We start from the raw sequence: 23,166 nt of genomic DNA, 5'->3' as shown, positions 1-23,166 counted from the left end.
CCTCTCAGGCTTCCCGGGTGATCAGTCGATGTATTCGCCTCAGTCTAGGCACGTGGAAAAGAACTTTGCTCAGCCGCGCACCATTGCGCGCGCCGTGCAACGACCACGCCGCGCGCTGGTTGCCGCGTTGTTGGCCTAGCGCAACGAGGACCTGTTCGAGCGCGGTGACCGATTGCGCGGCGGACTGGTCACGGCCGATGCTGTGGCCGAGTGGGTGCGCGCGGTGGTCCGGCACGCTGCCACGTACCGGGGCCCGGCCGAGGTGCTGGTGCACAGCCTGGACGACGACGGCAGCGAGCTGCACGCATCCTGCCTGGAACGATATCGGCGAGGAACTCCTCGACCGTGCCGGCCATGCAGCAGCGCTCGGGCCCGATGCCACCGCTGCCGATCTGTTCACACTCATCAATGCCGCGGCCTGGGCACGTGAACATGTTGGTCCCGGCCAGGCGGATCGCTTGATCACCTTGGCACTCAACGGGTTACGCGTACCAACTGACTGGACGTAGGAGCGTGTTCGTGGCATGGATGAACCCTGGACAGTGTCACCAGCACCGTTGCGACAGCACCCATGGCACCGCAGCGGAACGGGAGATCCGGATCGATGAGGCCGGTCATGCTCGGCGTCGAGAGTGCGGTTGACCTCAAGGGTGGGTGGTCGTTCGATCGTGGGGTCCTCGAGGTCGCAGCGCAGCCGGGCACGCAAGGTCCCCAGCGACCCGTAACAGACCTGGATCTGCTCCAGCAACCGCAGGACGGCCCCGTCACTGCCGTCGGTTGCCAGTGTCTGCATGTGCTGGAGCCCCTTTTCTGCGCGTCGGCCGGTCGCACGGTGATCGAGTACGCCTGAAACCCGCGGCTCGGGCGCGAGGAACTCCGCGCAGATTGGAATCGCAAGCCCGCAGGGAGGGCGTGTCGGGGCCCGCGCGGAGTTCCTCGCTGTCCCACCGGTGAGCCAGCCGGGCAGAGACTCCCTGCATCGCTCCTGGTGGCATCGGTCACATTACTGCGCACCCGGGGCTTTTCTGGGAGGCGAAACACCTGCTACTCCCGCGCAGCCGCATACCGGCCGACCTCACCCACGCATGGGGCGCGGCTGATACCTCATGCTGAGGCTGGTGGGCCCGGGGCACGTTCGGTCGTGTCATCGCCTGAAGTGGCTCCGGGAGATGTGGGTGATGTAGAGAAGTCGGTGGACCGGTCAGGGGTTTGTCCGGGGCTCGGCGCTGTCGGCGGCGACTTTGGGCTCCTCGTTCAGTACGGGTTCGACCTCGGCGGAGCTGCGCTCGCGGCGGTGCTGGTGGTGGCTGTACGCGATCCCGGCGATGAGGACGGGCAGCAGCGCGGCTGAGGTCCCGTAGGTGCCCAGTGCCAGACCTCCGGACGCGTGCGGTTTGGACAGCAGGTCGCCGCCGGTGGCTCCGAGCGGACGAGTGAGCACGAACGCGATCCAGAACAACAGAACCCCGGGGATTTTCGTGAAGTAGTGCGCGGCCAGGATCGCGGCCATGACCGCGGCGATGAGTACGGCGCTGCCCCAGTAGCCCGGACCGGAGCTGTCGGACAGGAAGTCGCCGGTCGAGGTGCCCAGGCGGCGGCGACCTCGTCGAGGTAGACCAGTTGGGGGAAGTCGATGACTGGTTGGTGTTCTGTCGGGAATGCTGCGGTGTGTTCGACGACGCGGTGTTCGTCGCCGGGTGCGAATCCGAGTTCGGTCAGGACTTGTGGGTCGACGACGAACGCGGACACTACGGTCTCACCGTCGGCGGCGTCGATGCGTACCTGGTATTCGTGATCGATGACGTGTTCGACGCGGATCTGTTGGGGTATCGGGTCACTCCATCTCGGCTGCTGCAATGTTGGTGAGTGGCACGGTCGGGTCGGCTTGACTACGTGTGGTCGGGGATGAGGGGCCCGATGGGGTCGGTGGCGTCCCAGGTGTTGAGAATTTAAGTGGCCTGGTGGGGTGCAGGCGCAGGTCGACGCCGTGACCGCGGTGTAGGTCGGCGAAGGCGACGGAAGGACTGGTCGGTGGAGAAGTTTTCGTTGGATGCGCTGGCTCGCGAGCAGTTGGCGCGTGCCAGGTCGTTGTCGGCGCGGCGCAGTGCCACCACGGTGTACGGCGGGCACGAGCATCGGCTGCGCCAGACCGTGGTCGCGCTGGCGGCGGGAACGTCGATGGCCGAGCACGAAAGCCCGGGCGAGGCAACGGTATTCGTGTTGCGTGGCCGCGTGCGGTTGCACGGTCCGCAGGCCGTGTGGGAGGGCCGCAGCGGTGATCTGATCGTCGTGCCGCAGGCCCGGCACAGCCTGGAAGCTGTCGAAGACAGCGCGGTGCTGCTGACAGTCGCGAAGTAGCCGCCCAACCGGGCCGGGGCGCTGCCGGTCACTACGGCCCGTCCGGGTCGGCACCGGCGACTGCTGGTGCGGTCGTACTCGTACCCGCAGATACCGCAGCCCGTCCGAGCCTGCGCTGTATGCGCGCGGCGCGCTGCGCGGCAACCAGACTAGGGCGGCGGGATCCAGGTCGAGGTCACCCAGCTCCGTGGTCACCGTGCCCGTCCCGGCCAGAACGTGCACGAGGGTGTCCACCTCCGGGCCCGGACGAGGCGTGGTGCTCGTGCCGGGCGCCAAGGTGACGATGGTGGCGTCGAGATCGTGGCGACGCTGGATCGGCAACGACCACACCGCCGATGCCTGGTCGGTGTGCGGGGCGAGGTCGCCGGGGAGGTGTGGCCGGCAGCGGCGCCGAGGCGATCTTGCCGATGCGTTACCCGCCAGGATCGAGACCGTGGCTCGAGTATCTGCCAGCCGTAAGGCACGGCCGGACCGGAGCGTCACCCAGCCGTAAACCGGTCGGCCGCTTCGACATACGAGGCCAGGTTGGCCAGTGAGGAGGCGATCCCGGCCTCGTGGGCCGCTTGGTCGATGCCCGGTGGCACGTCGGTGGCGGTGACGGTGACCTCGCTTCCCGCACTGGTGGCGGTGATCTGCCAGGTCATCGTCATGGTGCCCGCGTACGAGGGGTCCTGGGCCTCGAACACCGCCTGCTGCACCACACGCTCGGGCGGTACCAGTTCGGCGAACCCGACGTCGACGACATCGGTCGCATCGGAACTCTTGCCGGGGGCATCGACGGGATCGAGGTAGGTAAGGACCATCCGGAACCCGCCACCGCGGCTGGGATCCCAGCGCTGGATCCGCCCGCGCATGCCGTCGGGAGGCAGCCAAGTCTCCAGGGACTCCCGGTCCAGCAGAGCGCCGTAGACAATCTCCGGTGGCGCCGCGATGAGGCGGCTGGCGCGGTCGGTCCTGCTCATGGCCCGAGTGTAGACAAGGCCCGCTGAGCCGACGGTGAATCTCACTGTTCGCGGAAATTCCACTGACACCCCGTGCCAGATTTCCCTTCCGCACGAAACGGGTGTTGCGTTTTCTCTCGGAATCGGCGTGTCGGCGGTTATCCGTTCCGGCGATGTTGCCTGGCTTGCCGTTTCGAGATACGAGGCGGACGACCCCATCACCGCGGCCCACTGTCCGCTCATCGGCCACCCAGCGGACGCGCTCGACTGTCAGTCGCCATGATCGGCCGGTCCGGCAACAAGTTTGGAACCAGTTCTCTCGATGACCTGTCCTCTGTGATGGCGGTGGTGAACAGACAACTGCAGGCGCCGAATCGGACAAGCGAAGCGTTGCGATCAGGTAGCAATCTGCAAGCGCTGGTTGTTCACCTCTGAAGCTCGAACAATGAATCGGTCTGCGGCACAGTCATGTTCACGTACTGGGGAGGATTGGCTGCCGAATGAGACGACGCCGATGGCACTGATGAGCGCGAATCTCGCCGGTCACGCGCGGCGGCTCCGGCGTCGGCGGTTATCCGCGCAGGGCGGGGTCCTCACGGTCCGAGGCGGCGGCCTGAAGAGGTTGCTGGACATCGGATTTGGTGAGGGCCAGGTAGGCGACCAGGGCGAGGATCGACAGGCCCAGGACGGTGACGACGGGGCCGTCGCCGAGGCCCAGGCCGGTATCGCGGGCGGGTTTGGCGAGCCAGTCGGCGATCGAGGCGCCCAGGGGGCGCGTGATGACGTAGGCGCTCCAGAAGCACAGGATCGGGTTCCATCCCAGCCAGCGGTAGCCGACGGCCGGGATCAGGATCAGGATGGCGAACAGCGCTGCGGAGGCGGCATAGCCCAGATGCAGTGTGTAGGCGGTAAAGTCGCCCAGGGCGGTGCCCATCGCGAAGGTCGCCGCGACCGCGGCCCAGTAGAACAGTTCACGCCGGGGTGTGTCGACCGTGTGGATCGACAGCGTGTGTTCGGTGCGATGCCAGACGAGGAACACCACGGCCAGCGCGACGGCGTAGAAGCCGGTGGAGACCGGGTAGGGAATACCCAGGGCGACGTGCATGACGTCCGCGGCCATGGTGCCGAACACACCGACCATCACCACGGCCAGCCAGTAGGTCCACGCGACGTAGCGGCCGACACGCAGTTGCAGGGTCAACGCCGCGAGGAAGGCGACGAACCCGAGAACGACCGCGATCGGCGGGTCCATCCTGGTGACCAGGTAGTCCGAGCTGGATTCACCCATGGCGGTGGACAATCCTTTGACGATCCAGAACGCGGCGGCGATCTGCGGCACGCGCAGCGCACCAGCGCGCGTGAGCAGGGACGACGAACCGGACTGATCGGGTACGGAACTCACAGCGAGACCCTTTGCATCAGAAGGAATGGAGCTGAAAAGTATTAGCGGAAAAGGTATTTCGTCGGCACGTCGCGGTCGCCGGTCCGAACTCAGCGGTGGAGTGTGAAGTAGACGAGGCTGGCGATGCCGACGAGCAGGCAGTAGATCGCGAACGGGGTCAGGGTCTTGGTCTCGAAGTATTTGACCAGGAAGCGGACCGACAGATACGCCAGCACTCCCGCGACCACCGAGCCCGCCAGCGCGGGCCCGAGGATGTCGTGGTTGGCCGGTGTGAACAGCTCCGGAGTCTTCAGCACACCGGCCGCCAGGATGACCGGGGTGGCGAGCAGGAACGCGAAGCGGGCGGCGTCCTGGTGTTTCATGCCCTTGAACAAGCCGGCCACGATAGTGCTTCCGGAGCGGCTGACGCCCGGGAAAAGCGCTGCGATCTGGGCGGATCCGATGATCAGCGCGTCGGTGACACAGAGCCGCGACAGCCGCACGTCCGAGGCGCGGTCGTAGTCGAGGATCGGCAGCACCGCCGTGTCCTGCACGGCGAGGTCCGCAGCCCGGCCGTGGGGTGTCGGGATCGGTTCGCGTTTGTCCTCGCGGTTGCGCAGTAGTTCGGAGCCCAGGAGCACGAAACCGTTGAGCGCCAGGAATATCGAGGTCGGGATCGGGGTGCCGAGGTAGTTGCGGACTGCTTTCTCCAGCAACAGACCGGCCAGGCCGACCGGGATCGTGGCCAGCACCAGCAAGACGCCCAAGCGTGCTTCGGGGGTGCGGATCCGGCGGGTGCGCACCACATCCCACAGGCCGCCGAGGATGCGGACCCAGTCTCGCCAGAAGAACACGACCAGTGCCAGTGCGGTGGCGACGTGCATGGCGACCAGCAGTGCCAGGTAGGGCGAGCCGGTGGCGGCCATGTCGAGGTCCTTGCCCCATCGGCCGCCGATCCAGGCGGGCAGCAGAATGCTGTGTCCGAGGCTGGACACCGGGAACAGCTCGCTGACCCCTTGCAGTGCCCCGACAACGATCGATTCCAGATAAGTGATGGCCATGACCGACTCACCCGAGACTGTTCAGCAGAGTGGTCAGTGCCCGGGACTCGACCGCGGGATCCGGTGTGGTGGCACGCACGGCGTGCAGCGCGGCGTCGATCTGGTGATCGAGGGTGTCCCAGGCGGATTCGTCCATCGGTTGCAGCGTGTCCTGATCTTTGTCCCACGCGGTTTCCAGGTCCTTGATCCGCGTCTTCGCGTCGGCCTGTTGTCCGGCTTGGACTTTGGTGAGGGTGTCTCGGGTGATGGTGCGGTAGTTGGCGATATCGGCCGGGGGAAAGTGCGCGGTCACCGGGCCGGAGGCTACGGTCGCTGTGGACGGCGTGGCGGCGGTCTCGTCGTCTCCGGCTGCGCTGGAATGTGGTTGCGCGGCAGCCCACGCCAGCAGCGCCCCGGCCACCACCGCGACGAGTGCGTAGTAGGCGAGCATGAGCCGCTCGCGCGCTGGGTTCGCGGCGGAAACCGGTGACGCAGTAGCTGTTTGCGGTGTGTCGATGACGTCGGCGCGGGTGCGGGTGAGGTAGCCGACGGTGGCCAGGATGGCGGCAAGGAATATCACGCTGGTCACTGCGGTGCCGGCCCCGAGGCCGTGATCGGCGCGCGAGGAGGCGAACCAGTCGCCGAGGTTCGCGCCCAGCGGGCGGGTGAGGATGTAGGCGAGCCAGAACGACAGCACCGCGTTGGCTCCCAGTCGCCACCCGAGTGCGATCGCGGCGATCAGGCCAGCGGGCAACAACACCGAGGTGCCCGGCCCCCAGCCGGTCAGCTGCAGTGTCCAGTCACCGGCGGCGGTGCCGAGGGCGAAAGTGACCAGAACCGCCAGCCAGTAGAACAATTCGCGAGGCAGAGTGACGATGGAGTGGATCGACAGGGTCCGCTCCCGGGCGAACCAGACACCGAACACCACGGCCAGGGCCGCGGCGAAGACGGTGGTGCTCACCGCGAGTGGCACATGCAGGTTGTCGGTGAGGATGTCGGTGTAGAGGGTCCCGGTCACGCTGAGCACGACCACCGTCAACCAGTAGACGAACGGCACATACCGGCCCACACGTAGCTGCCAGACCAGCACGACGGCGAGCACGACGGTGAACAGCAGCGCCGTGAGCCCCAATCCCACCCCGAGGGAGGTGTTGATCCAGTCGGCGAAGCTCTCTCCTACTGTGGTGCACAGGATCTTGATGATCCAGAACCACACCGTGACCTCGGGCACCTTGCTCAGCAGGCGCCGGGTCGAATCAACCGTGGAGTTCGTCATCTCCGTCACGGTCGGCGAACCTACGGTCCCGCGGCTGTGACGACGCTGAGAAACGACGAACAGCCTAGGGCGGTCACCTCACTGCTCGGTCGAACCGACCGCGGCTCGACGCCGACGCCGCACAACCACGACGACCGCGATGGCGATCGCCAGCACCACCAGCGCCGCGACGAGGTAGCTCGGGCCCCGGAGGGTGTCTGCGAGGTGATGCCAGTTCGCGCCGACCCCGTACCCGGCCACGGCCAGGGCCGCGGTCCACGGCAGACAGCCCGCGAGGGTGTAGAGCCCGAATCGGGCCGCGGACATGCCGGCGATGCCGGCGGGCAAGGAGATGAAGGTGCGGATGCCGGGCAACAGCCGGGCCCAGAAGACCGAGGACGCGCCGCGGCGCACGAACCAGTCCTGGGCGCGGTCGATGTCCTCGGTGCGCAGCAAGATGTAGCGGCCCCAGCGATGCAGAGCCGCACGGCCGCCGTAGCGGCCCACGAGCCAGGCCAGGTAGCTGCCCAGGACATTGCCGACGGTACCGGCGGCAATGACCGCGATCAGGTTGGGGTGCGGTCCGCTGACCGCACCCGCTGCCAAGGCCCCACCCAACAGCATGGTGACTTCGGACGGGATCGGGATACACGCCGATTCGGCAGCCATCAGCAGCACGATCGCGGTGAGACCGTAGGTGAGGATCAGATGCTGCACGGCATCGCCTCACATATAGGCACGGAATTCGATAACACGGCGCCACAGTGACAAAACAGTGCTGAGAATCCGCTGAGATCGAGCCCCCGATTCGATCCGGTGTGGTCGAGAATGCCTGGCATGCGCAACCTCGGCATCCTCTGGGCCCCGTCGCGGTGGGGCCTGCGGGTGCGCTCGGCGCTCACCGCGGCGGGAGTGGTCGCGGTCGTGGTGCTGCTCGGCGCTGTCCTCATGCTGTCGCTGCTGTACCGGTCGTTGTACGGCTCGGTCGATGCCCCTGCGCTCGCGCGGATCACCGAAATCACCGCGCAGCTGCACACCGAAACTCCTGCCGCGCTGGATCCGGCGCTGCTGGCGGCCACCTCGCACATCGACGCGGTGCAGATCCTCGACTCCACCGGAGCGCCCGTCCGATCCTCGCCCGCAGCGCCCGACCGAGCGCTCCTGCCCCCGTCGTCCGGCCCGGTGACCGCGTTGTCCGTCGACGGGCACACCGAACTGCGAGTCTCCGCGCGCACGGTGCACAGCTCGGCGGGAACGTTCACGGTTGTGGCCGCGGTCAGCGGCGAGCCGGCCGAGGACGCACTCCACGATGTGACCCTCGGACTGGCCCTGAGCGCACCGATCGTCGTCCTGGCCGCTGCGGCAGCGACCTATGCGCTGGTCGGACGGTCACTGGCGTCGATGGAAGCGATCCGGGCCAGGGTCGCTGATATCGGTACTTCCGAACTCGCACAACGGGTTCCGGTTCCAGCCACCCGCGACGAGATCGCGCGACTGGCCACCACGATGAACGAGATGCTCGCCCGCATCCAGACAGGACACACCGCCCAGCGGCGCTTCCTCGCCGACGCCTCACACGAACTGCGTAGTCCGCTGGCCACCGTCGTGGCGGGCCTGGAACTGGCCCACCATCACCCCGAGGCCCTCGACGAAGCCCTGATCTGATCAACCCTGCTACCCGAGGCCCTGCGCATGCAAAACCTCATCGACGACCTGCTCACCCTGGCCGCGGCCGACGATCACAGCCTCACCCTGCGCACTACCGACGTCGACCTCGACGACATCACCGCTACTGTCCTCGGACTGCAACGACGCACCCCGGCAGTGGAAGTGACGGCGCAACTGCACCCCGCACAGGTGATCGGCGACCCACAAGCGCTCACCCGTGTCGTACGCAACCTGATCGACAATGCCCTCACCCACGCCCACTCGACCGTTGCCGTCACGACCTCCACAACCGACCGCGCAGCGCTGCTGGTCATCGACGACGACGGACCAGGGATCCCCGCCGCGGACCGTTCCCGGATCTTCGACCGGTTCGTCCGCCTTCAACACGACCGTGCGCGCAGCAGCGGAGGTACCGGACTGGGGCTCGCGATCGTCGCCGAAATCGTTGCCGCACACCACGGCACCGTCCAGGTGAGCGAATCACCACTGGGCGGAGCACGATTACGCGTAACCCTGCCCCTGCGCACCTGACCGAATGCGATTGCGGGTATTGCGCGGTCACTGCTCGCAGTAACCCCGAGTGTGCGCATCACCGTTCACGGTGCCGCCCATCCACCGCGGATCCGAACGCGCACGTCGGTCAGTGTGCGTCTCAGCGTTTCCTCAGCACACGTTTGACAGGTTCGCGTCATGGGATTCCGCCTCGGATCGCTTCCGACACCACAACACCGGCAGGTGTGACGCATCTGCCGGGACACCCTGACCGACCGGGAGGAGGTCGGTACCTCTCACGCCACAGCGCGCGGCGACCCATCGGGACCGCGGTGCGCCGAGTGAACAACCACGTCCTCACGCAGCGAGCCGCCCCAGTCCACCCCGGAGACAGACCGTTTCGTATACAGGGAAGGCACGAAAACATGAGCTACGGCACCGCATTGCGCACCGAGATCTCCGACGCCGGGGTCACCCCGTTGATCGGAATCTACGACATGTACTCCGCGTCCGTCGCCGCGCAGCACTACAACGGCATGTTCGTGTCCGGATTCGGTTTCGCCGCCTCCTATTACGGGCTGCCTGACATCGGATACATCGCCTGGCCCGACATGGTCGGCTTCGTCCAACGCCTGCGGCTGGCGTTCCCGCGCCAGCATCTGCTGGTCGACATCGACGACGGTTACGTCGACCCCGAAGTCGCCTGCCACGTCATCGAGCACCTGGAGACGATCGGCGCGTCCGGAGTGATCCTGGAAGACCAGAAACGGCCCCGGCGCTGCGGACACGTTTCCGGCAAACAGATCCTCCCGCTCGAGGAGTACCTCGACAAGCTCGAGCTGGTACTTGCGACCCGTACCGACCTGGTTGTGGTGGCCCGCACCGATGCCACCGACGAACACGAGATCCTGCGCCGCGCCGAGGCGCTGGCCGCCACCGACGCCGACGTGCTGCTGGTCGACGGGGTGCGCAGCATCGAATGGATCCGCAAAGTACGTGGCGTGATCGGCTCGAAACCGTTGCTGTTCAACCAGATCGCGGGCGGGCTCTCACCGCGACTGTCATTGTCCGAACTCGACGAACTCGGTGTCGACGTCGCGATCTACTCCACCCCGTGCCTGTTCGCCGCCCACACCGCGATGAGTCACGCACTGCGGCAACTGCGTGCCAACGACGGGCGCCTGGACCCGATCGGCGACGGCGAGGTCGGGGTGGCCGAGTCGATCGCCCTGCTCGAACACAATATTTCCCGGCATCACCCCCGCAGTCGGGACCGGGAACCCGGGCTGACGGGGGCATCGCAGCAGTGACGCGGAGAACACGGATCGGCCCTACGACTTGTTGCCGCCGACTATCGGCCTGACCGAATGTCTCTCGGCACCCCGTGTAGAAGACCCGAGCCCGGGCTCACTCGTGACCGCGCCCGGGCTCGGCACGGCCTCCACCGAACTCGTCGATCGGGTATGCCAGCGTTTCCCGCCACAGTCCGGCGGGCCGGTCGATCAACAGCACCTGCACCGTCATCGCTCAGCGCCCGCATGAGCGCCAGCAGCGGCGGCCGCGCGGTTGTCCGGGTCGTTCTCGGTGGTGCAGCGGGCGTGGCCTTGCACCTATGGGGTCGGGCACCGGTTCGGTACGGCCGTCAGCTGACACCGGCATCCGACGGAGCGGTATTTTTCTCGATCCCGGGTATCGCCCACCCAGGCAACTCGTTCGAGCATGGAGACATCACGATGGACCACGTATCCAATCCTGGGCCCTGCTACCGGCAAACGCCTCAGTCGAGTTTCCCGCCACCGTGTGGTACCCCGCAGCGGACCGGGACCCGAGCCGACCTGGTGAGCGCGACAGACACCACCGTCAGCGGTCTTCACGATCGAACCCAGCGCCTGGATGAAGTCGAACAGCACTATCACCACACCTTGCGCCGCTTCGCCTGTCGCCTCGTCGGCGATCACGGCCGCGCGGACGAGATCGTTCAAGATGCCCTGATCCGACTGTGGCAGCGTCCGGCAATGCTGAACGGGCCGGTCACAGATTTGCGCGCGTGGCTGTTCACCGTGACCCGCAACCTCGCCTACGACGAATTGCGGTGCGCCCGGCGACGCCACGAATTCGCCACCGAGACACATACACTGCTCGACCGCCCCGCCCAGGACCCGTGCGAGAACCTCGCCGACACATGGGTCATCCAGCAGGCCCTGGCAACTCTGGGCCACGAACACCGTGAGGTCATCGTGCACGCCTACTACCGCCGCGCAACCATCAAGACCATCGCCATCGAACTCGCCATCCCACCCGGCACCGTCAAATCACGACTGCACTACGCCCTGCACGCGCTCCGAGATGCCTGCAAAGCCCAAGGCATCACCGCGCCAACCGATTAGCCCACGCTGACCCGAGGCCAAGCCCAGGCAAGCGCGCGCCGTGACGTCCCGGCGCGATGGAACCGGCCGCTCAAGCGGTCACCGGCCTGATGTTCTGACCGGGCTCGATATCGCGGTCTCCGGTGGTGTGTGGATGATCATCACACCGCGGGTTGTCAATGGGGATGTCGCTCATCCCGCGACGATCTGGAGCAACATGATGGCACTTGGGATGCGCCGGACCCGATGAGCCTCAACCGCTTTCCCTAGTGCGAGCCGGATGATCACCGGTTCCGGCTCGCAGAACCGAACCGCGCCTAAGTAGAGCGTTTCCTACGCGAGCTACCCGACTCGGCTGGCCGCATCCTGTTGCACGGCGCCGGAGATGTCCCCATGTGGAGGCCCGGGACCGTACCACCGAGAGCACTCCCCGCTGCCGTGCACCAGCGTGCCGGGCAAACGTGCCGATCCTCCCTATAGACAGCCCGATGGTGCTCGGCGCGTCGTAACCGCGGCGCAGCGCATCACGGCGATCGTCGATCCCGATAACCAGCAATCGTGACCGCGTGAGCCGAGTATCTCGTCCCTTCGGCGTTCGTGACGACATCGGGTCGGCGCAAAGTGATGTCCGGTGACTCTACCGTCCGGTAACCAGCCCCAACAGGGCACAACGACTCCGGTGAACTCCGCTCACAGGGACCAACATTGACCAGGTGGCCGGCACGCGCCTGATGCTGAGGGGATTCGAATGGTTCAGGACGTGGCGGCGTTGAACCTGGCGGCAACGATCGAGGCTCGATACGGGTCACTGGATGCATTTTGTGCGCGGCTGCGCGCCAGCGTCGAGAACCCGACAGCGGAATTACTTCGTTACACCGGTGGCTGGAGCGGGGAGACCGGGCAGGCCACAACGGGTGGCCGACATCGAAAGAAGCAGTAACGACCCGCGGGGTGTCTCGAGAGCGACACCGACGCGTCCCGCAAGTTCGGTCGTGAGCAGGCCGTATAGCGCATCTGACACGGTTACATCTGGGTGAAATCCTGCTCACATGCATTCAGTCCGGCCTGTGAGGTTGCTTAGGCTCGGCAGGAGTGCTCGACCTCCCTGGTGCCGGTCACGCAGGCAGCGGGCTACCTCACCATCCGCCCACGGCACTGCCCGATTGCGAAAAGGATCCGCCGTCATGACTGTTGCCACACCCATGCTTGGTGCGATCCGATCTTGCGACGAACTCCCGGACGAATTCTTCACCCAGTTCCTGGACCCGACCCGCACCTACAGCTGCGCGCTGTGGACTCACCCGGACGACACCCTGGAACAAGCCCAGTTCGCGAAGATCGACCTCGCCTTGGACAAGTGCGACCTGCGCCCGGGGATGACCTTGCTGGACGTCGGCTGCGGCTGGGGTTCGACCATGCTGCGCGCCATGGACGACTACGGGGTGAACGCGATCGGGTTGACCGGCAACCGCCACCAGTACCGGTATGTCCGGGACCAGCTCGTGGACCGGCTGATCCGCGGCCACCCCTACGGCGGGGTACGTCGGCAAGGGTGGGAGGAATTAGGCCGCCGCCCGGATCGCATCGTGTGTATCGGCAGGCTGGAACACTTCCACTCGAAGCGGTACCCCGACTTCTTCGATTTCGCCTACCGGACCCTGCCCGAGGACGGCGTGCTGTTGGTACAGACCGTCGTCGCACCGGATCGTTCCGATACCGACCAGACTCGCGTCGCGGCTGCCGATTCGACCGCGCCCGAGACCATCTTCCCGGTCGACCGACTTTTGCCACCGACCGGCCACAACCCCAAGGGAGTCACCGAGTACGCGGAAGATGCCGGATTCACCATCACCAGACTCGAGCGACTGGGCCAGCACTACACCACCACACTGCAGTGCTGGACCTCCGCTCTGCACGAGCACCGCGACCGCGCGATCGACCTCGCCGGGCCCGATACCTACAACGCCTACATCAGCTCCATGACCGGATGCGCCGACCACTTCCGCAGCGGCCAACTCGACGTCGTCCAGTTCACCTGCACCAAGCTCGCCGCACCGCACCAACCCGTGCCACGCTCTCTGCCTCGCGACATCCCGGCTACGGTGATCGCCGAACCGGCATGACGACACTTGTGCCACTACCGGGGGATGGCTCAGCGACCGAGTTTCCGGCCGATTGCAGGATCTCCATGTGGTCGAGGGCCACGCCGAGACTCACCGGTCGCCGATGGCCCCTTCCAACTCTTCACTCGGGCCCAGTCCCGGCTTCTACCCCGTTCAGGTTGGGCAGGAGCCGGGGCTCGGGGCGACAGCGCCTGGACCTCTGGTCCTGCAGGAATGCAGTGCCCTACCGGTGCGCCCGGGGAGAGCCAGGATCGCTGGAGGATGTCGTGCCCACCGCTCGCGTGAGCGCTGCTTTCATTAAGTCCCGACCACCTTGTCGCTGGATCGATGTCGTGCTGCGTGGTCCCAGCCACCACACTCGGTCAGCGCACCCGCACCACATGGGGATCAACAGGGCGAGGGGCCGTATCAGTGCCATGCCGTAGTTCTGCCCGGTCTGAGCGTCGGTGGCCACGCCGCCGGCGTCGTTGTCGCCGACCATGACGATCAGTCCCGGGCCGAAGAACGCGAGCAGCATTCGGAAGAGCTGCCGGCGCGTGCGGCCCTCGGTGCTGTCGTGTCGGCCGATCGTGCCCAGCGCGCCGGTGATATCGCCGATGTGAGCGGAATCGAGTAGGTGCCGCCGGAGAAGAAGACCATCGCGGTTGCTTGCATTGCATGAAATCACTTGTAGCAGTGCGTATCCCGGTAGTTCGTGGCCGAACCAGGCCCGGCTCGGGCCTGTTCGGAATCAGCTGCTGCTACTGCGGTGGGTACTGCTTGTACCGAAGGTGCGCGGCTCACAATCCCCCTGCAAGCGTCTTGGGTACGGACGAGCCGGACTGTGCGACAGTTAGGGACAATCGGGACGCACCGGCCGCATTCGGACGCCTACCATCGATTGATGGAACTACGGCAGCTGCGCTATTTCGTCGCCGTCGCCGAGGAGCTCCACTTCGGCCGCGCCGCTGCGCGGGTCCACATCTCGGGCCCCGCGCTGTCCCAGCAGATCATCGCCCTGGAGCGGGATCTCGGGGCGCAACTGTTGTGCCGAGATCGACGCAGCGTGCAACTGACCGAAGCCGGGCGATCCCTACTCGAAGACGCACGTCAGATCCTGGCTCTCACCGGCGGAGCGCGGCAACGGGTCCGTCTCCGGGCGGCCGAAGCGATACCCCTCCGCCTCGGTTATGCCAGTTGGCTCCCTGACAACGTAATCGCCTGTGTCGGCCCGACGGTGGCACTGCGAATCGACGACTGGGTGCTGCCGTCTCACGTGCAGGCCGACCGGGTCGCTAGAGGCAGCCTCGACCTCGCGCTGGCCTGGATCAGCGCGCACAGTGCCCGTGCACACGGCCTGCGCGCGCATCTGGTTCGCGCGGAACCTCTCGAGACGGTCTGCCCCGGGATGAGTTCAACCGAGCCGGTATCCGCAGCCGACATCACCGTACTGATCGACAGCGACGACTGGGCCTGGTCGTCATGGCACCGGTTCGCCACTGAATTCGCCATCCACGTGGGCGCGAGCATCGCGAAGATCGACGACGGCGGTATAACCGGAGACGCACTTTACGCTCACGTCCGTGAAATCAACGCGCCCGTCCTCGCTTCCCCCAAACGCCACACCGCCGTCGCGCCGCCCGGTCTCGGTCATCGCCCGATCGCTGACCCGATTCCGTTGTGGACGTGGTCACTGTTGCACCGCGCCGACGACGACCGCGTGAGTGTCCGGCACGCTGTCGAGTCGTTACTCAGTCTCGCCCGCAGCTACCGCTGGCCCCTCCCTCCGCCCGGCTCATCCTGGACACCGGCCGACGACCCGCACCGCGACGCACTCATAAGCGGCGATTAGCCGATTGCAGTGGAAAGTCCGGCCAACCAGAGCTAGGAGCTTCGTCCTGGACTCTCTGTCGCAAGCAGGCTTGAATCGCGTCCGGGGGCTCTCGGAAGGACAGAGCATCCATGACATGCACGACTCTTGACGATCTCGCGGAGACTGTGGCGGCGGCCGAACCATGGGCTTGGAGATCCAGCGCCGATTCAGCGTGCGGGTTCCTGTGTTGGCCCTCAGGCCCGACCACACCCTCGGTCACTGTCGAACGCGCGAGCCGCCGATGGCGGCAACAGGGTGTCGGACATGGATGATGTGCGTCGAACCGAAGTCGACGGCATGCAGGTAACCTGGCGCTTGATCCAGCACCACACGATCGCAATCATGGCCGTCAACCATGCGTGTGACGGGAGGCCGGTCGCATCCTTCGCTCCGGACCACTTCCCTGATCTGGCGCGAGCTCGCGAACTGTTTCCAGAACTGACGAACCTATGGGATGCGGTGCGCCACGAATTCTGGACCGAACTCATTCCGCCACAACCGCAGCCCGAATCGCGAAGTCGACGGCGATCGGCGTGACTGGTACGACAGTCACAGCCGCTCCCTGGTGCGGGGATGTTGCGGTGTCGGGTGCACCGAGCCCAGCAGCCCGGTCAGCTCGGCGATGGGGGGTCTGGTCCAGGTGCTCTACTGCAGCGACGATCTCCGCGCGCTGTGCGGCATCGGCGAACGGCTCGCTGAGCCAGTGGAACTTCTGCACGACCCGCTCGCACGACATCGGTCGCGTCGGTGATCCCTCGAAGTCCGATTGTTCGCGGTGGAACTCCCGGCCGTCGCCCAGCTTTGCGCCCAATCCCGCAAATTCTGGACCCTTTCCGCTGGTAGCAACGTGGCGAACGTGTTCGTGACGTGTGGGGCTAGTTATCGTTTGCCACCGTCGGGCACTGTGTTGCCAGTCGTGGGACCGGCGACGGCAACCCGAAGTAGAACGTGTTAGCACACTGTCGGTCGGTCGACGCCGCGTTCCCGAATGACCGGTATGCGCCAGATGAGTGCGTTTGCGCATCTCGGTAACTGAGAGGTGTTCGCCGTCGACATGTCGCTTGGTAGAGAGTGATTCCCCAGCCCGGGCTGTGTAACGGGGTGATCGACGCTTGGCTTCGGCCGCTGATCAGGCTGGTCGCTATGGAGGTTGGCGCAGCGGACCGACCATGGTGCCCGCAGTGCCCAGCGGCAGCGCCACCGGGGGTGGTAGGTCGACCGGTCTTGCTACTCGACGGTGCGGTCGATCGCGCGGCAACCCCGTCGCGATCCACCGTGATCGTCCCTGTTCCGGCGGGACCAATCGGTTTCGCATTTTTCGCCTTGTCGGACCGTGTCGTGCCTGTGGTGTGGCCGGAAGGATTGGCGGTGTCGAATATCCGGCGGCCGGCCGGTCGCGCCGATCCGAAGGAATTGATATGGCCACTGCTGTAGGGATCGATCTGGGGACGACGAATTCTGTCATCGCGAGCTGGCAGGGCGGCGAGCCGGTGGTGATCGCCAATGCCGAGGGCGCGCGCACCACACCATCGGTGGTTGCGTTCACCGAAAGTGGTGAGCGGCTTGTCGGCCAGCTTGCCCGCAGGCAGTCGATTTTGAATCCGAAGGGCACGATCTATTCGGCCAAGCGATTCATCGGCCGCCACTTCGACGAAATATCGGAGGAAGCCAAGGCGGTGAGCTTCGACGTCGTCGAGGGCGAGGGCGGGGTTGCCCGGTTCGATGTGCGAGGCAAGAAGTATGCGCCTGAGGAGATCAGTGCGCTGGTGCTGCGCAAGCTGGTCGATGACGCGAGCAAATATCTGGGTGAGCGGGTCAAAGAAGCGGTGATCACGGTGCCCGCCTACTTCAACGACGCACAGCGCAATGCCACCAAGGACGCGGGCCGGATCGCGGGACTCGATGTCCTGCGCATCATCAACGAGCCGACTGCCGCGGCTTTGGCGTACGGATTGGACAAGCAGACCCACGAGACGGTGCTCGTATTCGATCTCGGCGGTGGCACCTTCGATGTCAGCCTGCTCGACGTCGGTGACGGAGTGGTCGAGGTCCGCTCCACCGCGGGTGATTCCCATCTGGGCGGCGACGACTTCGACCGGCGCATCGTCGACTATCTCGCTGACGAATTCCAGCGCGAGGAGCACATCGACTTGCGTGCCGATCCGCAAGCGCTGCAACGACTTTTCGAGGCAGCGGAGAAGGCCAAGGTCGAGCTGTCCTCGGTGACACAGACACAGGTGAATCTGCCGTTCGTCACCGCCGACGCGAACGGACCCAAGCACCTCACCACCACGATCATGCGCTCGAAGTTCGAGGACTTGACCGCGGATCTGGTGCAGCGCTGCCTCGGCCCGGTGGAGCAGGCCATGAAGGACGCCAAGATCACCGCCAACGACATCGACGAGGTGATCCTGGTCGGCGGATCCACCCGCATCCCGGCGGTACAGGCGCTGGTGCGGCGGCTGACCGGCGGCAAGGATCCGAATATGAGCGTCAACCCCGACGAGGTCGTCGCGCTCGGCGCGGCCGTCCAGGCGGGCGTGCTCAAGGGCGAGGTCTCCGATGTGCTGCTGCTGGACGTCACGCCGCTGTCGCTCGGCGTGGAGACCCAGGGCGGGGTGATGACGAAGATCATCGAGCGCAATACCACCATCCCGGCCCGGCGCAGCGAAGTCTTCTCCACCGCGGAGGACAACCAGCGCGCGGTCGATGTGGTGGTACTCCAGGGCGAACGCGAACGCGCCTCCGACAACCGCGTACTCGGCCGGTTCCGGCTGGAGGACATCCGGCCGGCGCCCCGCGGCCAAGCGCAGGTCGAGGTCACCTTCGACATCGACGCCAACGGCATCCTCAATGTCACCGCGCGCGACAAGGACACCGGCAAAGAGCAGAGCATCACCATCAGCGAGCAATCCAATCTGGACCAGAGCGAGGTGGACCGGATGCTCGCCGAGGCCGAGCAGCACCGCCGCGAAGACGAGGAACTGCGCAAGGCCGTCGATGCCCGCAACGCGTTGGATTCGGCCGCGTACCAGGTGGAGCGGCGCCTGGCCGAACTCGGTGACAGCGCGCCGCCGCACGAGCGGGCACGCGCTGAGATGCTGATCGCCGACGCCAGGCAGGCCGTCAAAGAAGAAGCGCCACTGGATCGGGTGCAGTCGCTCACCTCGGAACTGCAGCAATTGCAGTACGGGTTGCAGCCCGCGCAATCCGGTGGCGACCGACAATCGAGTTACGCGGGCACCGCCGGTACGGGCGGGGGCGCGGGCTCACCCGGTGACGACGACGTGATAGACGCCGAGTTCGACCGGAGTTGAGGGGATTTCCGATGGATACCTCCGCAGACCAGTCGACTGCCGATGCACCTGATCCGGGCGCGGCGCCGGAACCACCCGTCGCCCAGATCGCTGAGTTGGAAGATCGCTGGCGCCGCACAGCCGCCGATCTGGACAACCTACGAAAGCGCTATGCCAAAGATCTCGATCGAGAACGCGCGGCCGAACGATCGAAGGTGGCGGCCGCCTGGCTACCGATGCTGGACAACTTGGAACTGGCGCTCGCGCACGCGAACGGCGAGGCGGACCCACTCGTCGCGGGCGTCCGCGCGATCCGGGACCAAGCGGTGCAGGTACTCGAACAGCTCGGCTACCCAAGGCATTCGGAGGTGGGGGTGCCGTTCTCCCCGGAAATGCACGAGGTGGTCAGCGTGGTCGACCGGCCCGATTTCCCGCCGGGGACCGTGGTCGAGGTGGTTCGCCCCGGATACGGCGAGAACGGACGGCAGCTGCGTCCGGCGGCCGTGATCGTCAGCAGACGCGAGGGGTGAGCGTCGGTGGCGCGCGACTACTACGACGTCCTCGGGGTTTCCCGCGACGCCGACAAGGACCAGATTCAGCAGGCATATCGCAAGTTGGCGCGGCGATATCACCCGGACGTGAATTCCGATCCGGCGGCGGAGGATCGGTTCAAGGAGGTCAGCGAGGCGTACGAGGTGCTGTCCGATCCGTCGACGAGGAGTCGTTACGACCGCTTCGGTGAGGACTTCCGGCGGGTGCCGGAGGATTACGACGAGCGGGTCGGCGCGGCCACCGGCGGGTTCGGTGGCGGCAGAGGCGGTTTCGGGGGCGGGACCCGCGTGCACTTCGGTCGCGGTTTCGACGGCAACGTCGACGTCGGCGACATATTCGGCGATATCTTCGGTGGCCGCGGCGGCGGGTACGGACCGATTCCGGGTGCCGATCAGGAGGCGGTCCTGGAGCTGACCGTCGAGGAGGCATACCGCGGCGGCAAGCGCAGGCTCGGGCTCGACGGGCGCAGCTATGACGTCGATATCCCGGCCGGGGTGATCGACGGCCAGCGGATCCGGCTGGCCGGGCAGGGCGGGCGAGGCGGTGGTGATGCGCCTGCCGGGGATCTTTACCTGGTCGTGCGCATCAAGTCGCATCCGCGCTTCCGGTTGGTCGGCCGCGACATCTACCTCGACCTGCCCGTCTCCCCGTGGGAGGCGGTGCTCGGCGCCACTGTCGCGGTCCCCACCCCGAGCGGCGAGGCGAAGGTCAAAGTGGCGCCGGGCTCCTCGACCGGGCGCAAGCTGCGATTGCGTGGCGCGGGCATGCCCAACGCTCGCGGCGCCGACGGCAACCTGTACGCCGAGGTCAAGGTCATGGTGCCAACGAAACCGACCGCGCGGGAACGGGAGTTGTTCGAGCAGTTGGCCGCCGAATCCAGCTTCGATCCGAGGAGAGAGCAATGAGTGCGCCCACACCGCGATACCTGCTCGTGCGGCGACCGGGGCTGCGGCTCGACGAGTTTTCGCGGCGGTCCGGTCTGCATCCGGACATGGTGCGCAAATTGGTCGCGCTCGGACTGCTCGACGGTGCCCGCGAAGGTACCGAACTGTGCTTCGAGCCGTCCGCGGTGGCGGTTGTCGCCCGAATTCAGCGCCTGCGGTCCGGGCTCGGATTGAACTATGCGGCAATCGGGTTGGTGCTCGATCTGCTGAAGCGAATCGAAGAACTCGAAGCCGATCCTCGTCGAAGGAGGACGTCGCGATGGACACCAGCAAGCTGACGGAGAAATCTCGGGAAGCCTTGAGCGAAGCGCAGAACGCGGCGACGCGATCGGGGCACAGCGAGGTGGACGGCGAGCATCTGCTGCTCGCCTTGATCGACCAGCGCGACGGGCTGGTGCCCCGGCTGCTCGACCAAGCGGGTGCGGATCTCGACGCGTTGCGCGCCGACCTGGATCGCGAGTTGGCCCGCCGGCCCAAGGTCAGTGGTCCGGGCGCCGCACCGGGGCAGGTGATGGTCACCCAGCGATTGGCGGCGCTGCTCGAATCGGCCGAACGAGAAGCCAAGCGGCTCAAGGACTCCTACGTTTCGGTGGAGCACCTGGTAATGGCGCTGGCCGAAGAAGGATCGGGCACTGCGGCGGGCCGGATCCTCGCGGGGCAGGGCATCACCAGAGAGTCGTTCCTGCAGGCGCTCACCACGGTTCGCGGCAATCAGCGAGTGACCTCGGCGACACCGGAGGGCGCTTACGAGGCACTGGACAAATACGGCCGCGACCTCGTCGCCGAAGCAAACGCGGGCAAGCTGGACCCGGTCATCGGCCGAGACGCCGAGATCCGCAGGGTGACACAGATTTTGAGCAGAAAGACCAAGAACAATCCGGTATTGATCGGCGATCCCGGCGTCGGCAAGACCGCGATCGTGGAGGGCCTGGCCCAGCGCATCGTCCGTGGCGATGTGCCCGAAGGCCTGCGCGACAAAACGATCTTCTCCCTCGACATGGGTTCGCTGGTCGCGGGGGCGAAATACCGTGGTGAGTTCGAGGAGCGTCTGCAAGCTGTGCTGTCGGAGGTGAAGGCGGCCGAGGGCCGCATTCTCCTCTTCGTCGACGAGTTGCATACCGTGGTCGGCGCGGGATCGGTCGGCGGTGAAGGATCTCTCGACGCGGGCAATATGCTCAAGCCGATGCTCGCCCGCGGCGAGCTGCACATGATCGGTGCCACCACCCTGGACGAGTACCGCAAGCACATCGAATCCGATGCGGCACTGGAACGTCGATTCCAGACTGTGCTGGTGGATGAGCCCAGCGTGGAGGACGCGGTGTCCATCCTGCGCGGCCTGCGCGAACGGCTCGAGGTCTTCCACGGCGTGAAGATCCAGGACGGCGCGCTGGTGGCGGCCGCGACACTGTCGCATCGCTACATCACCGACCGCTTCCTGCCGGACAAAGCCATCGACCTGGTCGATGAGGCATGTGCTCGGCTGCGCACCGAAATCGACTCCATGCCGGCCGAACTCGACGAACTCACCAGAAAGGTGACCCGGCTCGAGATCGAAGAGGCGGCACTGTCGAAGGAGACCGACGCGGCCAGCAAGGCTCGCCTCGAGGAGCTTCGAAAAGAACTCGCCGATCTGCGGGCCGAGGCCGACTCGAGGCACGCCCAATGGGACGCCGAACGGCAGGCGATCCGGCGGGTGCAGGAATTGCGCGGACAGCTCGAGCGACTGCGCCACGAAGCCGAAGAGGCCGAACGCAATTACGACCTCAACCGCGCGGCCGAGTTGCGCTACGGCGAGATCACCAACCTGGAACGCAATCTGCAAGCGGCAGAGGAACAATTGCGGTCCAAGCAGGGCAAGCAGCCGCTGCTGCGCGAGGTTGTCACCGAGGAGGAGATCGCTGAAATCGTCGCCGCGTGGACCGGAATCCCGGTGGCCCGGCTACAGGAGGGCGAGCGGGAGAAGTTGCTACGGCTCGATGAAATCCTGCACGAGCGGGTGGTCGGGCAGGAGGAGGCAGTGCAACTCGTCGCGGACGCGGTGATCCGCGCCCGGTCGGGCATCCGCGACCCACGCAGGCCGATCGGATCGTTCATCTTCCTCGGACCCACCGGCGTCGGCAAGACCGAACTCGCGAAAACCTTGGCCGCGGCGCTTTTCGACAGCGAAGACAATATGGTGCGCCTGGACATGAGCGAGTACCAGGAGCGGCATACGGTCAGCAGGTTGATCGGTGCGCCTCCCGGCTACGTCGGTTACGACGAGGGCGGGCAGCTCACCGAGGCCGTGCGCCGCAAGCCGTACTCGGTGGTGTTGTTCGACGAGATCGAGAAGGCGCATGCCGATGTGTTCAATACCCTGTTGCAGGTGCTCGACGACGGCCGGATCACCGATTCGCAAGGCCGACAGGTCGATTTCCGCAACACCGTGGTGATCATGACCTCGAATATCGGCTCCCAGCACCTACTCGACGGTGTCACCGCGCACGGCGAAATCAAGCCGGACGCACGGGATCGGGTGCTCGCCGAGCTGCGCGGGCACTTCCGCCCCGAGTTCCTCAACCGCGTCGATGACATCGTGCTGTTCACGCCGCTGACGTTGCCGCAGATCGAGCACATCGTCGAGCTACAACTCGAAGAACTCCGACGTCGGCTGGCCGAACGGCAGATCAGTCTCGATATCACCCCGCAGGCGCGCAGGCTCATCGCCCAGCACGGATTCGATCCGGTCTACGGTGCCCGGCCGTTGCGCCGCTACATCGCGCACGAAGTCGAGACGAAGATCGGCCGGGCGCTCATGCGCGGCGACATCGGTCAGGGCGGCGCCGTCACTGTCACCGTGGACGGTGCCGATCTAGCGGTCGCGTACACCGCGGCCGCGATCGCGGCATGAAAACGAGG

Annotated in this window: 23 protein-coding genes and 2 pseudogenes; 17 read left to right on the top strand and 8 right to left on the bottom strand. The window is 66.1% G+C overall.

Annotated features, from left to right (window positions below):
* Nucleotides 1–4: 4 nt before the first annotated feature.
* The gene (locus K7711_RS37735; protein ID WP_222976031.1) at nt 5–304 is read right to left on the bottom strand and encodes a hypothetical protein; all 300 of its coding nucleotides are present in this window, start codon (nt 302–304) and stop codon (nt 5–7) included.
* Here K7711_RS37735 and K7711_RS49415 point away from each other — a divergent pair.
* Nucleotides 198–509, top strand: coding sequence for an SbtR family transcriptional regulator (locus K7711_RS49415; RefSeq protein WP_372460229.1), 312 nt, complete (start codon nt 198–200; stop codon nt 507–509). The genes K7711_RS37735 and K7711_RS49415 overlap by 107 nt on opposite strands.
* Before the next feature lie 107 nt (nt 510–616).
* Nucleotides 617–850, top strand: a complete 234-nt coding sequence (locus K7711_RS37730) for a hypothetical protein (protein ID WP_222976029.1) — start codon at nt 617–619, stop codon at nt 848–850.
* Nucleotides 851–1,201: 351 nt separating this feature from the next.
* Here the strand turns inward: K7711_RS37730 and K7711_RS37725 are convergent.
* Nucleotides 1,202–1,591, bottom strand: a pseudogene (locus K7711_RS37725) (COG4705 family protein); the annotation flags it as partial.
* 29 nt (nt 1,592–1,620) lie between these two features.
* On the opposite strand from K7711_RS37725, the gene K7711_RS37720 reads away from it, so the two are divergent.
* Together K7711_RS37720 and K7711_RS37715 are read left to right on the top strand one after the other, a co-directional pair.
* Entirely contained in the window at nt 1,621–1,866 is a 246-nt protein-coding gene (locus K7711_RS37720; RefSeq protein WP_222976027.1) for a hypothetical protein, read from the top strand.
* Between the two features lie 165 nt (nt 1,867–2,031).
* Entirely contained in the window at nt 2,032–2,358 is a 327-nt protein-coding gene (locus K7711_RS37715) for a cupin domain-containing protein (protein WP_222976025.1), read from the top strand.
* A 479-nt stretch (nt 2,359–2,837) separates the two neighbouring features.
* Here the strand turns inward: K7711_RS37715 and K7711_RS37710 are convergent, their stop codons facing one another.
* The 5 genes from K7711_RS37710 to K7711_RS37690 all read right to left on the bottom strand — a co-directional run bounded on the left by K7711_RS37710 (nt 2,838) and on the right by K7711_RS37690 (nt 7,692).
* On the bottom strand, nt 2,838–3,320 hold the full coding sequence (locus tag K7711_RS37710; protein WP_222976023.1) for an SRPBCC family protein: 483 nt from the start codon (nt 3,318–3,320) through the stop codon (nt 2,838–2,840).
* 550 nt (nt 3,321–3,870) lie between these two features.
* Nucleotides 3,871–4,701 carry a COG4705 family protein gene (locus K7711_RS48060; RefSeq protein ID WP_308015129.1) on the bottom strand — a complete coding sequence of 277 codons (831 nt, stop codon included), beginning with the start codon at nt 4,699–4,701 and terminating at the stop codon, nt 3,871–3,873.
* An 89-nt stretch (nt 4,702–4,790) separates the two neighbouring features.
* Nucleotides 4,791–5,741, bottom strand: a complete 951-nt coding sequence (locus K7711_RS37700) for an undecaprenyl-diphosphate phosphatase (protein ID WP_222976021.1) — start codon at nt 5,739–5,741, stop codon at nt 4,791–4,793.
* 7 nt (nt 5,742–5,748) lie between these two features.
* A complete protein-coding gene (locus K7711_RS37695) occupies nt 5,749–6,996 on the bottom strand; it encodes a COG4705 family protein (RefSeq protein WP_222976019.1) in 1,248 nt (415 codons plus the stop codon).
* Nucleotides 6,997–7,074: 78 nt separating this feature from the next.
* Nucleotides 7,075–7,692 carry a DedA family protein gene (locus tag K7711_RS37690; protein ID WP_222976017.1) on the bottom strand — a complete coding sequence of 206 codons (618 nt, stop codon included), beginning with the start codon at nt 7,690–7,692 and terminating at the stop codon, nt 7,075–7,077.
* Between the two features lie 120 nt (nt 7,693–7,812).
* Between K7711_RS37690 and K7711_RS49130 the strand changes: the two genes are divergently transcribed.
* The 6 genes from K7711_RS49130 (at nt 7,813) to K7711_RS37665 (ending at nt 13,624) form a co-directional block, all read left to right on the top strand.
* Nucleotides 7,813–8,640, top strand: coding sequence for a HAMP domain-containing protein (locus tag K7711_RS49130; RefSeq protein ID WP_308015128.1), 828 nt, complete (start codon nt 7,813–7,815; stop codon nt 8,638–8,640).
* A 27-nt stretch (nt 8,641–8,667) separates the two neighbouring features.
* A complete protein-coding gene (locus K7711_RS49125) occupies nt 8,668–9,174 on the top strand; it encodes a sensor histidine kinase (RefSeq protein ID WP_308015127.1) in 507 nt (168 codons plus the stop codon).
* A gap of 386 nt (nt 9,175–9,560) precedes the next feature.
* Nucleotides 9,561–10,445, top strand: a complete 885-nt coding sequence (locus tag K7711_RS37680) for an isocitrate lyase/PEP mutase family protein (protein WP_222976015.1) — start codon at nt 9,561–9,563, stop codon at nt 10,443–10,445.
* Nucleotides 10,446–10,973: 528 nt separating this feature from the next.
* Nucleotides 10,974–11,522: a sigma-70 family RNA polymerase sigma factor gene (locus K7711_RS37675; protein ID WP_222976013.1), complete on the top strand. Its 549-nt coding sequence runs from the start codon at nt 10,974–10,976 to the stop codon at nt 11,520–11,522.
* A 727-nt stretch (nt 11,523–12,249) separates the two neighbouring features.
* Nucleotides 12,250–12,441 carry a hypothetical protein gene (locus tag K7711_RS37670; RefSeq protein ID WP_222976011.1) on the top strand — a complete coding sequence of 64 codons (192 nt, stop codon included), beginning with the start codon at nt 12,250–12,252 and terminating at the stop codon, nt 12,439–12,441.
* 244 nt (nt 12,442–12,685) lie between these two features.
* Nucleotides 12,686–13,624 (top strand): class I SAM-dependent methyltransferase, encoded by a 939-nt coding sequence (locus K7711_RS37665; protein ID WP_222976009.1) that lies wholly within the window; start codon nt 12,686–12,688, stop codon nt 13,622–13,624.
* A 379-nt stretch (nt 13,625–14,003) separates the two neighbouring features.
* On the opposite strand, the pseudogene K7711_RS48055 reads toward K7711_RS37665, so the two are convergent.
* Nucleotides 14,004–14,291, bottom strand: a pseudogene (locus K7711_RS48055) (hypothetical protein); the annotation flags it as partial.
* A gap of 216 nt (nt 14,292–14,507) precedes the next feature.
* Here K7711_RS48055 and K7711_RS49120 point away from each other — a divergent pair.
* From K7711_RS49120 to clpB, 7 genes are all read left to right on the top strand, one after another.
* Entirely contained in the window at nt 14,508–15,455 is a 948-nt protein-coding gene (locus tag K7711_RS49120) for a LysR family transcriptional regulator (RefSeq protein WP_222976007.1), read from the top strand.
* 285 nt (nt 15,456–15,740) lie between these two features.
* A complete protein-coding gene (locus K7711_RS37655) occupies nt 15,741–16,013 on the top strand; it encodes a hypothetical protein (protein WP_222976005.1) in 273 nt (90 codons plus the stop codon).
* Between the two features lie 881 nt (nt 16,014–16,894).
* A complete protein-coding gene (gene dnaK / locus K7711_RS37650) occupies nt 16,895–18,793 on the top strand; it encodes a molecular chaperone DnaK (protein WP_040828723.1) in 1,899 nt (632 codons plus the stop codon).
* An 11-nt stretch (nt 18,794–18,804) separates the two neighbouring features.
* Complete coding sequence (locus K7711_RS37645) at nt 18,805–19,302, top strand: nucleotide exchange factor GrpE (protein WP_222976003.1); 498 nt, start codon at nt 18,805–18,807, stop codon at nt 19,300–19,302.
* Between the two features lie 6 nt (nt 19,303–19,308).
* Nucleotides 19,309–20,229: a DnaJ C-terminal domain-containing protein gene (locus K7711_RS37640; protein ID WP_222976001.1), complete on the top strand. Its 921-nt coding sequence runs from the start codon at nt 19,309–19,311 to the stop codon at nt 20,227–20,229.
* On the top strand, nt 20,226–20,546 hold the full coding sequence (locus K7711_RS37635; protein WP_222975999.1) for a chaperone modulator CbpM: 321 nt from the start codon (nt 20,226–20,228) through the stop codon (nt 20,544–20,546). The genes K7711_RS37640 and K7711_RS37635 overlap by 4 nt, the downstream gene beginning before the upstream one ends.
* On the top strand, nt 20,528–23,158 hold the full coding sequence (gene clpB, locus K7711_RS37630) for an ATP-dependent chaperone ClpB (RefSeq protein WP_222975997.1): 2,631 nt from the start codon (nt 20,528–20,530) through the stop codon (nt 23,156–23,158). The genes K7711_RS37635 and clpB overlap by 19 nt, the downstream gene beginning before the upstream one ends.
* Nucleotides 23,159–23,166: the final 8 nt, after the last annotated feature.

The organism is Nocardia coffeae (assembly GCF_019890715.1).
GTDB classification, from domain to species: Bacteria; Actinomycetota; Actinomycetes; order Mycobacteriales; family Mycobacteriaceae; genus Nocardia; species Nocardia jiangxiensis.
The sequence above is the reverse complement of the archived record's forward strand: the minus strand, read 5'-3'. Positions and strand labels throughout refer to the sequence as shown.